This is a genomic window from Streptomyces sp. NBC_01335, from assembly GCF_035953295.1.
Classification (GTDB): Bacteria; Actinomycetota; Actinomycetes; order Streptomycetales; family Streptomycetaceae; genus Streptomyces.
On record NZ_CP108370.1, the window covers coordinates 8,083,230 to 8,093,930 of the forward strand.

9 protein-coding genes are annotated in these 10,701 nt (G+C 72.2%); all 9 read right to left on the minus strand.

Annotated features, from left to right (window positions below):
* Positions 1-22: 22 nt before the first annotated feature.
* Positions 23-979 carry a non-homologous end-joining DNA ligase gene (ligD, locus tag OG599_RS33975; RefSeq protein WP_327179814.1) on the minus strand — a complete coding sequence of 319 codons (957 nt, stop codon included), beginning with the start codon at positions 977-979 and terminating at the stop codon, positions 23-25.
* Between the two features lie 11 nt (positions 980-990).
* Positions 991-1,953, minus strand: coding sequence for a non-homologous end joining protein Ku (gene ku / locus OG599_RS33980; RefSeq protein WP_327179815.1), 963 nt, complete (start codon positions 1,951-1,953; stop codon positions 991-993).
* 180 nt (positions 1,954-2,133) lie between these two features.
* On the minus strand, positions 2,134-3,531 hold the full coding sequence (locus OG599_RS33985) for a histidine-type phosphatase (RefSeq protein WP_327179816.1): 1,398 nt from the start codon (positions 3,529-3,531) through the stop codon (positions 2,134-2,136).
* A gap of 280 nt (positions 3,532-3,811) precedes the next feature.
* The gene (locus OG599_RS33990) at positions 3,812-4,534 is read right to left on the minus strand and encodes an alpha/beta fold hydrolase (RefSeq protein ID WP_327179817.1); all 723 of its coding nucleotides are present in this window, start codon (positions 4,532-4,534) and stop codon (positions 3,812-3,814) included.
* Between the two features lie 43 nt (positions 4,535-4,577).
* A complete protein-coding gene (locus tag OG599_RS33995) occupies positions 4,578-5,552 on the minus strand; it encodes an alpha/beta hydrolase (protein ID WP_327179818.1) in 975 nt (324 codons plus the stop codon).
* A gap of 235 nt (positions 5,553-5,787) precedes the next feature.
* Positions 5,788-6,414 carry a hypothetical protein gene (locus tag OG599_RS34000; RefSeq protein WP_327179819.1) on the minus strand — a complete coding sequence of 209 codons (627 nt, stop codon included), beginning with the start codon at positions 6,412-6,414 and terminating at the stop codon, positions 5,788-5,790.
* A gap of 100 nt (positions 6,415-6,514) precedes the next feature.
* The gene (locus OG599_RS34005; RefSeq protein ID WP_327179820.1) at positions 6,515-7,720 is read right to left on the minus strand and encodes a cytochrome P450; all 1,206 of its coding nucleotides are present in this window, start codon (positions 7,718-7,720) and stop codon (positions 6,515-6,517) included.
* Between the two features lie 136 nt (positions 7,721-7,856).
* Positions 7,857-8,912 carry an MDR family NADP-dependent oxidoreductase gene (locus OG599_RS34010; protein ID WP_327179821.1) on the minus strand — a complete coding sequence of 352 codons (1,056 nt, stop codon included), beginning with the start codon at positions 8,910-8,912 and terminating at the stop codon, positions 7,857-7,859.
* Positions 8,909-10,669: a phytoene desaturase family protein gene (locus tag OG599_RS34015; RefSeq protein ID WP_327180283.1), complete on the minus strand. Its 1,761-nt coding sequence runs from the start codon at positions 10,667-10,669 to the stop codon at positions 8,909-8,911. Before OG599_RS34015 ends, OG599_RS34010 begins: the two co-directional genes overlap by 4 nt.
* Between the last annotated feature and the right edge of the window lie 32 nt (positions 10,670-10,701).

A 10,701-nucleotide genomic window follows, 5' to 3' on the forward strand; every position in this document is an offset into this window, starting at 1 on the left:
CCTTTCGGGAGAGGCCACCGACTCACGCGAGGTCGTCCGGCGTCAGGTCGGGGCGCAGCCGGTGCCAGGACGGCTGCCGCAGCAGCCCGGCGCGGGTCCGGGTGGCGTAGGCCACCTCGCCGACCAGGCGGGGCAGCACCCACCGCGCGCCCGGGGCCTCCGGAGGCGGGCTGAACGGGCAGTCGGCACTCGCCGCGGCGTGCAGGAGCCCGGCGAGCGTCCGCCGTTCGGCATCGCTCCAGCCGGTGCCGACGTTCCCGATGTGACGCAGCTCGCCGCCCTGCCGCTCTCCCAGCAGGAGGGCGCCCGGCAGCTCGCTCAGCCGGCCGTGGCCGGGCAGCCAGCCGCCGACGACGACATCGGCGGTGTGGACATGACGGATCTTGATCCACGCGTGCGAACGGACCCCCGGTTCGTAGCCGGAGTCCAGCCTCTTGGCGATCAGCCCCTCCAGCCCGGCGGCCCGGGTCGCCTCCAGGGCACGCTCGCCGTGCCCCGCGATGAACGCCGGGGTCGACCAGTGCGTCCCGGTCAGGCCGAGCGACTGGAGGGCGGCGCGGCGCTCGGTGTAGGGGAGCCGTGTCAGCGGCCCGGTGCCGAGGAACAGCACGTCGAAGAGGACCAGGTGCGCCGGGACGGTACGGGCCATCCTGGCCGCCTTCGCCGGCGTGCCCGCCAGACCCATGCGCGACTGCAGGCGTTCGAAGTCGCTCCGGCCCGCGTCGTCGAACGCGACGATCTCACCGTCCAGGACCGCCGCCGTGTCCCCCAGAACCACGCCGAGCGGCGCGAGGTCCGGGTAGGCGGCGGTGATGTCCGCGCCGGACCGCGAACGCAGCAGCACCGACCCGTCGCCCGGCAGACAGGCCACCGCGCGCTGCCCGTCGTACTTGACCTCGTAGGCCCACCGCTCGTCGACCGCGGCGGGCGGCAGCCGTCCGGGAGTGGCGAGCATCGGGGCGATCCGGGGGAGGTCCATCGGTCCGGGCCTCAGGACGCGCTGCGCTTCCGCGCCGGCGCCTTGCGGGCGGGGGCCTTCTTCGCGGTCTCCTTCGCCGCGGCGGACTTCTGGGCGGTGCCCTGCTTCGCCGTACTCCTCTTCGCCGCACCCTTCCGCGCGCCCCGGCCGCCCGTCGGCATCTCGTGGACGGTGGCCTCACCCTCGTGCTCGCCCCGGCCCTCCTGCGCGGCCTTGACCGAGGCGTTGAGGGCGGCCATCAGGTCCACCACCTTGCCGGGCTCCCGCTCGCCCTCCCCGGCGGGCACGGCCGGTTCCCGGCCCTCCGCCTTCGCCGCGATCAGCTCCTCCAGCGCGGTGCGGTACTCGTCCCGGAACCCGTCGATGGAGTCGAGCGCCATGGTCTCGGTGAGCTCCACGGCCCGGTCGATCTCACCGTCGTCCAGTTCGACCGCCTCGGGCGCGAGCTCCTCGGGGCTGCGGATCTCGTCGGGCCACCGCATCGAGTGCAGCACGATCGCCCCTTCCCGCACCCGCAGCAGCCCCAGACGCTCGCGGTTGTGCCAGGCGAACTTGGCGACGGCGGCCTTGTCGGAGCGCTCCAGCGCCTTCCGCAACAAGGTGTACGGCTTGTTCGCCACCTCGCCGTCGGCCGCCAGGAAGTACGAATCACCGATCCGGACCGGGTCGATGGTGCCCGCGTCGACGAACGCGACGATCTCGATCGCCTTGGCCGTCGGGAGCGGCATCCCGCCCAGTTCCTCGTCGGTCACCGGCACGGTGCGGTCCTTGGCGACCTCGTACCCCTTCGCGATCTCGTCCTGGGGCACCTCCTCGCCGTCCACCTCGCACACCTTGCGGGTGCGGACGCGGCCCATGTCCTCCAGGTGCACCTGCCGGAAGTGGATGGAGTGATCCTCGGTCGCGGACACCACCTTGATCGGGATGGTCACCAGCCCGAAGCTGATGGCACCGGTCCACAGGGGTCGCGGCATCGACTACCTCCAAGCGCCCCGCCCCTGGTCGGGGGCGAACGGGACGGGGTATCGGTCGGCGGAGGGGCGGGCGGGTGCGCGCCCCTCCGGGCCCGCCCGGCGGACTTCCGCGCCGGACACGCCCTCCGGTCCGATCCTCGCGCGCGGGACCCTCCCGCGCATCCGGGGGAGCGCGGGGTGTCAGCTCCGGCCGAAGCAGCTCTTCAGCTCGTCCAAGTCGTAGAAGTGACTGCCCCGGGAGATCGGCTCGCAGGACGCCTTGAAGGCGGTCTCCTTCTCGTTGTAGAGCATCCGGACCAGGTAACGCGTCCCGCCCGACGCCTTCCCGCCGTCCTTCCCGCTCTTCCCGGCGCGCTGCGGCCCGGCGAACAGGTCCCACTGCACGTTCGCGGCCATCGGCGCGACCTGCGCCCCGCGCCACGTGTTGTTCTTGTACGTGTACGGCTCGTCGAGCCCGGCGGACTTCGTGGAGCCGGGCAGCCCCAGCAGGACGGCGAGCGGCATGATCTCCTCGGCGTGCGTGAAGCGGAGTACGGCCCCCTTCGCGCTGGTGCCCGCGGCCTTCGCCTCGACCTGGTCGAACAGGTCGTCGAGCAGCACGCCCGCCATGCCGTACGTGATGGTGCGCCCGCTGAACGACGGGCCCTTCTCGTAGAACTCCTCGGCGTCGTCGAGGTACGAGAACCACTCGGCGTTCCGGGCGGGCACGAAGGTGTCGAGGTCCACGTCCGGGGCCTCCACCCTCAGGTCGGGCGCGGCTGCGTACAGCTCGTACAGCGAGCGCGCGAAGGCGACCCGGTCCCCGGCGGACATGGCGGCGACGTACCGGGACGTGAACAGACGCGCCACCACGTCCTTCGCGTTCCGCGCGGTGTCCGGAGCACCGTCGATCCGCGCGAGCACCGCCGCCAGATCCGGATCGCTCTCCACGTACTCCTGGTAGTCGGCGTTCTGCGGCTGCTTGTGGAAGTACAGCAGGTCCTTGTCGGTGACGGGCGCCTGGACGAGGCTCGTCAGCTTCGGATCGGCGGCGGTGAGACCGCCGGTGAAGGCGTTGGCGCTGGCCGTCGCCCGGGCCACCCCGGAGGTCTTGACCTCGACGGGCTCCTGCCCGGCGACGATGCGGCGGAAGAGGGAGGGCAGACGCTGCTCCATGCGCTGTGCGGTCCGCCGCTGCTCCTGGACGCCGCGGCCGGACAGCTCCCCGTAACCCACGGACGAGGCGGCCGCGAGCAGCGACTCGACCTGCGGGCCCAGCCGGGCGCCGAGGCGGGTCAGTCCGCCCCTGCTCTCCGCGTCCCGCAGCACCGCGAGCACCGCGTCCCCGTCCTCGCTGTCGGACATGGCACGGGACCCGTGACGGGAGACACTCTCCGTGAACACCGGGGTGAACGACGCGGGGACCGCCTCGTAGTCACGCGGATCCTGCTGCGGGGCGTACGGCGTCTTCGTCGTGGAGAAGTGCTGACCGGAACCGAGGGCCCGGGCCGGGGCGTGTGCGGAGGCGGAACCGCCGGCGGCGGTGACCGCCGCGGCGGTCAGGACCAGGGCGGACATGGAGGAGAGCGTGCGCTTCACAGGGGTTCCTCGGATGTTTCGGGACTGCCGACCGGGCGGGTGCGACCCGTCGCAGGTTCACAAGCCGGGGCGAACGGCTGCCCACCGCCGCCCGTGCACGAGGTGATGTACGGGTGAACAGCCGCCGGTGAGGGGTGGACGCACGCGGATCCCGCCCGGTCGGGGAGGACCGGACGGGATCCGAGGAGCTGTCCGCGCACGGGCGGGGAGGATGCGCAGGCGCGGACGGCGTACGCGGGGACGGCGGGTGGGCTCGGTGCCCGGCCTGTCCGCGCGCCGGTCAGCCGATGCTGTGGACGGCCTTCTCGATGAGGTCGGCGACGTCCTCGGGGTGGGAGAGCATCACCAGGTGCGAGGAGTCGACCTCCACGACCGACATGCCCGCGCGCCGGTAACCGTAACGCTCCACCTCAGGGTTGATGGTGTGGTCGGCGGAGGCCACCAGACCCCAGGAGGGCTTCGTCTTCCACGCGGCGACGGGCGCCGCCTCGGCGAACGCCTGGGCGGCCAGGGGGCGCTGGGAGACCGCCAGGATCTTCGCGAGACCGGGGTCGACGTCGTGGGCGAAGACGGCCGGGAAGCTCTCCGGCACCACCGAGACGTCGGTGCCCGGCTCGTCGGAACCCTCGACGGGGAAGGGGGTGTACACGAGCGCGGAAGCGAGGTCGGAATCGGGGAAGCGGCCCTGCAGCTCACCCAGGCTCTCGCCCTCCGCGAGTGCGTACCCGGCCAGATAGACCAGGCCCTTCACGTTCTCCTCCTCGCCCGCGACGGTGATGACCGCCCCGCCGTACGAGTGGCCGACCAGGATCACCGGCCCGGCGATCGACCGCACCACGGAGGAGATGTAGGCGGCGTCACCGATCAGGCTCCGGTTGGGCACAGCGGGGGCGACGACGTCGAGGCCGCGTTCCGTCAGCTCCGGGATGAGCCGGGCGAAGCTGGAGGCATCGGCGAAGGCACCGTGCACCAGGACGATCGTCGGACTGTCGGACGATGACATGGGGGGAACTCCTTGGTTCTTCGTGGTTCCGTGGACGAGGAGATCAGGCGGCGTGCAGAGCGGCGCGGAGCGTTCCGACGGCCTGCTCGATGGCCGCCGTGGCGGCGTGCGTCCCGCGCAGCGCGTTCAGCATCACGAAGTCGTGGATGATGCCCTGGTAGCGGACCGCGGTGACCTCGACACCGGCCTCGCGCAGCTTGTTGGCGTAGGCCTCGCCCTCGTCACGCAGCACGTCGGCCTCACCGGTGATGACCAGCGCCGGCGGCAGCCCGGTGAGCTGCTCGGTGGTGGCGCGCAGCGGCGAGGCGGTGATCTCGGCGCGCTGGGCCGGGTCCGTCGTGTACTGGTCCCAGAACCACTGCATGCCGTCGCGGCGGAGGAAGTACCCCTCGGCGAACTGGTGGTACGAGGCGGTGTCGAAGGACGCGTCGGTGACGGGGTAGAACAGCACCTGCTGGACCAGCGGTACGTCGCCCCGCTCCTTGGCCATCAGGGTGAGGGCAGCGGTCATGTTGCCGCCCACCGAGTCGCCGGCCACCGCGATGCGGCCGCCGTCCAGACCCTTGCCGGCGCCCTCGGCGACCACCCAGCGGGCCACCGCGTAGTTCTGCTCGATCGCGACCGGGTAGCGGTGCTCGGGGGAGAGGTCGTACTCCGGGAAGACGACGGCCGCGCCCGCGCCGACGGCGAGTTCGCGGACCAGCCGGTCGTGGGTGTGCGCGTTGCCGAACACCCAGCCCGCGCCGTGGATGTAGAGGATGACCGGGAGCGTGCCGGTGGCCCCGGCGGGCTTGACGATGCGCGCCTTGACCGATCCGGTGGGACCGCCTTCGACGGTGATCCACTCCTCGGTGATCTCGGGCTTCTCGATGTCGCCCGACTGGACCTCGTCCACTGCCTTGCGGCCCTCGGCCGGGGCGAGCTGGAAGAGGTACGGCGGGTTCGCGGTCGCCTCGGCGAACGCGGCGGCGGCCGGCTCCAGCACGGGGGAGGTCGGCGCGGCGGGGAACTCGGACATGGTTCGTCTCCTGTCGTCCGGGCTCCGGCCGGGGCCGGTCGGCCCACGGGGCAGGGGCCCGGTGTGGAAAAAAGGGGGTGACGACAGGGACGCTACGGCGCAGGACAATGGGCGGCTTGCCCGTGAACGCCCACACTCTGTCCTCTCCGTGCGCGAACCCGCGGACCCGCGGACCCCCAGCCCCGCGAAAGCGTGAACCCGCGGCCTCGTGAACCCGCGCCCTGGTCAGGACTGGTCAGCCCCGCGCCCCCGGCTCCTCGGTCGTCTCCACCGTCGACGTGATCCGCACGACCGACGGATCGCGGGGCGCCGAGCCGAACCCGAAGGTCACCGGCGGGTCGACAGGGGCGAGTCCGCCGAGATCCGCCCCGCCGAGGGAGGCGCTCGCCGACAGGACGCGGTGCTGGTCGCGCGCCCCGTACCACTCGCGCCGGCCCGGACCGGCGCTGCCGAGCGTACGGACGCCGGGCAGCAGACGGGCCGGTACGTCGCACACGGCGGCCCATGTGTGGCTGCGCGCGAGCGGCGCGGGCACCGTCCGCAGCAGCCGCCCCAGCGCCGTCCGGGGCCCGGTGACGAGCTCCAGCGCGAGCGGGCCCGCCCCGACGCACCAACGGGCCCCGTCACGCCGGACGTCCACCGGCACCACGTCGACCCGGTCGAAGGTGTACGTCTCCGCGACGAAGCCGGCGATCCGACCGGTGGGCGCCAGCAGCCGGCGCTCACCGTCGGGGTGCTCGATCATGACGTCGCTGAACGCCCCGAACGGTGAGCGCGGCCAGTGCCCCAGCACCAGCCGCGTCCCCGAGGCGGTACCCACGGCCCCGATCCATCCGTCGAAGTACCAGCGCCGCCGCGTCATGCCCGCCAGTCTGTCCCAGGCGGGCGGAGATTGCCCGTGGGGCCTCTCGTCCGGACCATGCCGGGCTCGACCCGATCCGGGCGAAAAACCCGATCGCCGCCTACCAGGTCACCCCGAGCCGCACCGGACCGCGCGAGGTGGAGCCCAGACGCCACTGGACGGACGAGGTCGGCTCCGTCAGCCGGAGCTTGGGGAAGCGGGCCGCCAGGTGGTGCAGGGCCAGTTGGAGTTCCGTCCGGGCCAGCCACGCACCCAGGCAGTAGTGCGGCCCCGCCCCGAACGACAGGGTGGGCGTCTCCAGCGGAGCGAACAGGTCCTCGGACCACTCCGACGGGAAGACCGCCGGGTCCCGGTTGGCCATGCCGCAGTCCGCGACCACCACCGCGCCGGCCGGGATGAACACGCCTCCCACCTCGACGTCCTCGTCCGCACGACGGGTGGTGCCGCGGTCGTCGCCCAGCGGAATGCCGTGCAGCAGCCGGTCCGCCAACCGTCCGGCCGCCTCCTCGCCCGAGGCGATCCGGGACCAGCTCTCCGGCCGCTCGCCGAGCAGGTAGAACAGCGAGTTGCTCAGCATGGTCATCGTGCTGTCATGGCCCCCGACCACCAGCCCGCAGACGAGACTCACCAACTGCGCCTCCGGGATGCCGCCCTCCTCCTCGTCGGCGGCCTGTACCAGCCCGCTCACCAGGTCGTCCCCGGGCGCGCGCCGCCGCAGGGCCAGCAGTTCGGCACCGAACGCGGAGAACTCGGCCATGGCCGCGGCGACTTCCTCCGCGGGCCAGGAGCCGTCGGAGAGGGCGTAGTCGCTCCAGTGGGTCATCCGCTCGCGCGCCGACGCGTCGAGACCCATCAACCGGCTGATCACGGCCACCGGCAGCGGCAGCGCGAACTCGGCGACGATGTCCACCGGGGCCTCCCGACGGGCCAGCTCGTCCAGGAGCTGCCCCACGATCGCTGCGATCCAGGGCCGCCAGCGGGCGACGGCCCTCGGGGTGAAGGCGCGGTGCACGGTGCGGCGCAGCCGCAGATGGTCGGGGCCGTCCTGGTTGAACAGCAGGTCCGGGTCGTCCACGAGGACGGGCTGGTCCGGCAGGGACGGCCCGTCCGGCGTGTACAGCCCGGCCCGTCCGAACCTGCTGTCGCCGAGCACCTGGCGGACGTCCGCGTACCGGCTCACCACCCAGGCGGGCGAGCCGTCGGACAGTTCGACGCGCTCGGGCGGGCCCGGGACCGCGAACTCCAGGCGGTGCAGCGGGAGCAGAGCCTGCTCGGGACCGGCGTTGTCACTGACTGCGGCGGACACACGACCTCCTGGTTGACGTACGGGAAGGGCGGGGCGGGGCGGAAAGAGACGGGAGCGGCGAGGTGAGAGGCGGCGGGGCGGGAAGGGCCGGGAACGGCGGGGCGGGCGGGGTGGGCACAGCTCCGGGGCGGGGCGGTCACAGCTCCACCAGCACCTTGCCCAGGTTGGACGCCCGGTCGTGGTAGAGGCTCCGGTAGGCGGCGGGGATGGAGTCGAAACCGTGGTGGAGGGTGTGGTCGCACACGATCTCCCCCCGCCGGATCCGGCCGCCCAGCTCCGTGTGGAGTGCCCGCCAGTTCTCGTCGGTGAACCACTCCAGCGAGAAGATCCCGCGCACCGTCGTCCGCGGGAACATGATGTACGGCAGCAGCCTCGGCCCGACCGCGTCGCGGCCCACCTGGGTCGCCCACTGCCAGCACACCGCCACCTGGCTGCCGACGTTGAGCAGCGAGAACACCGCGTCGGTGACGGCGCCGCCCAGATTGTCGAAGTAGCGGTCGACACCGTCCGGGGCCGCCCACGCCAGCGCCTCGCGCACACGTGTGGCGTGGTCGCCCTGGCGGTACAGGACGACCGCGTCGAACCCCAGCCCGGTCAGGTACTCCGCCTTCCGCGGACTCGACGTCGTACCGACCACCCGGGCGCCGGCCAGCCGCGCCATCTGCCCCACCAGCGTCCCCACGGCGCCGGACGCCCCGCTGATGACCAGGGTGTCGCCCGGCCGGACCGTCAGGAAGGTGGTGAGCGTGCCCCACGCGGTCATGCCGGGGCCACCCATCGCGCTGAGCGCCGTCGCGAGGGGGAGCGCCTCGTCGAACCAGGCCGGGTCGAGACGCCGGTAGGCGGGGAACACCATCGGGAAGGTGCCCGTCTGCCAGAGCCACTGGGTCCCCTTGCTGACGAGATGGGAGCGCCAGCCGCCGAAACCCTGCACCAGGTCGCCCGGCCGGTGCGCGGCGAGCGGACCGGCCTCCAGCACCTCCATGACCGAATCAGCGCCCATGTGGCTGCCGAGCGGGGTGTCCAGGGCGATCCCCTGGAGGTAGGGATCGACCGACACGTAGAGCGTCCTCAACAGCATCTCGTCGGGCGCCAGATCCACGTCGATGTCCTCGACGACCTGCTCGTAGATCCGGTCCACATCGGGAGTCCCCTCGACGTGCTCCCGAACGACCCACTTCTTGGTCTTCACAGGTGCTCCTTGTCCACGCCGCTGGAAGTGCCGCTGGAAATGCCGGTGGAGGTGCCGGTGGAATCGCCGCTGGGATCGCCGGCGGACGTGGGGTGGGCCGTGGCGGCGGGAGCCTGGGGGCGCCTCGGCACCGGGACGACGAGGTGGGTGGGCAGCGACCCGCTGTCGTCGACCGACGCGGCGAACCTCCGGCCGTCGTCCCGGCAGACGAACTGCATGACGTGCCGCCCCGCGGCGGCGGCGCGGATCAGCCCGCCGGTGGTCGCCCAGACACCGGACTGGTAGAAGTTCTCCAGCCCCGGCAGCCCCGGGCCGTGCTTCTTGACGAGCTCCTCCAGGGTCTCGCCGCTCTCCACGAACGGCTGCCACCCCAGCACCGTCCCGTCGTGGTTGCCCGTGTACCGGACCTGGGTGAGCGGGCTCGACACGTCGCGTACCGCGATGGCGTCCTCGATGCCCGGGTAACGCTCCTCCAGGAACCGGACGAGCGCCGTGCGCGCCCGCCGCTTCGCCGCGTAGTAACCGCGCCCGTGCCGGACCGGGAGGGTGTGGAGCTCCTCGCCGCCCCGGGACCGGGTCAACTGCTCCGGCCCCTCGTCCAGGGCCCGCCAGGGCGCGATGTCGCAGAAGTACGTGGCGTAGACGACGGAGGTCCCGCTCGGCGACAGCTCCGGGTAATGGCGGCTGCGGAACTGGACGTTGATGCTCGGATGGCGGATGCCGGTCAGCTCGGCGGCCTGCGCCTCGTCCAGCAGATAGGTGGTGCACGGATCACCCTCGGGGAAGGGGCGCTTGAGCCCGAGGAAGAGGGTGAAGTACCCCGGGAACACCATGCCCGGCTCGTACAGGGTCCGGGTGTAGAGCCGGCGGTAGGCGTCGTCGAGGTAGCGGCCCTTCAGCAGCTTCATCATCGTGGTGGGACCGTCGCACGCCGACACCACGATGTCCGCGCGCATCTCCCGGCCGTCGCTGAGCCGCACCCCCACCGCGCGGTCCCGCTCGACGAGGATCTCCTCCACCTTGGTGTTGTACGAGACCTTCCCGCCGAGCTTCAGATAGCGCTGCTCGATCGACCGGGCCAGACCGAGTGACCCCCCCTCGGGCACCCCGGCCGACAGATTGGCGTGCGAGGCGAGCTGGAAGTGGGTCGGCAGCACCGGGAACCCGGGATGTCTCTCGTACAGGACGAAGTTGAACGCCTCCCGCAGCAGCGGGTCCTTGAACCGCGCCGAGTAGTCCGACATCAGCACCGAGATCGACTTGCGCACCGCGTTGAAGTACGGCACGAACGACGCGAGCATCCGCCAGCGCTCGAACCGGCCCATCAGCCCGACCGGTTTGAGGAAGGGGTAGACGGCCAGTGCCTTGCGGAAGGCGCGCAACTGTCGGCAGAAGTCCCTGATCTGCTTCGCGTCGGCGGGCGACAGCTCGGTCAGATGTTCCTGCAGGCGGTCCGGGTCGGAGTAGAAGTAGACAGCCCGGCCGTCCGGGGCGCGCACGATGTTGAACACCTCGAAGTGGCGGATCTCCTTGCCCTGCAACGCGCCGAGCTCCAGCCAGATCTGGTGCATCTCGTTGCCCGGACCACTGCCCAGCAGCCAGCTGACACAGGCGTCCAGGGTGAAGTCCCCGCGCTCCCAGGCGGTGCAGCAACCCCCTGGGAGCTCGTGCATCTCCAGCACCTCGGTGCGGTAACCGTTCATCTGCGCGTACGCGCCGGTGGAGAGACCACCGAGCCCCGCACCGATGATGATCATGGTTTCCCTGCCGCGCGGCGAACGCGCCATGG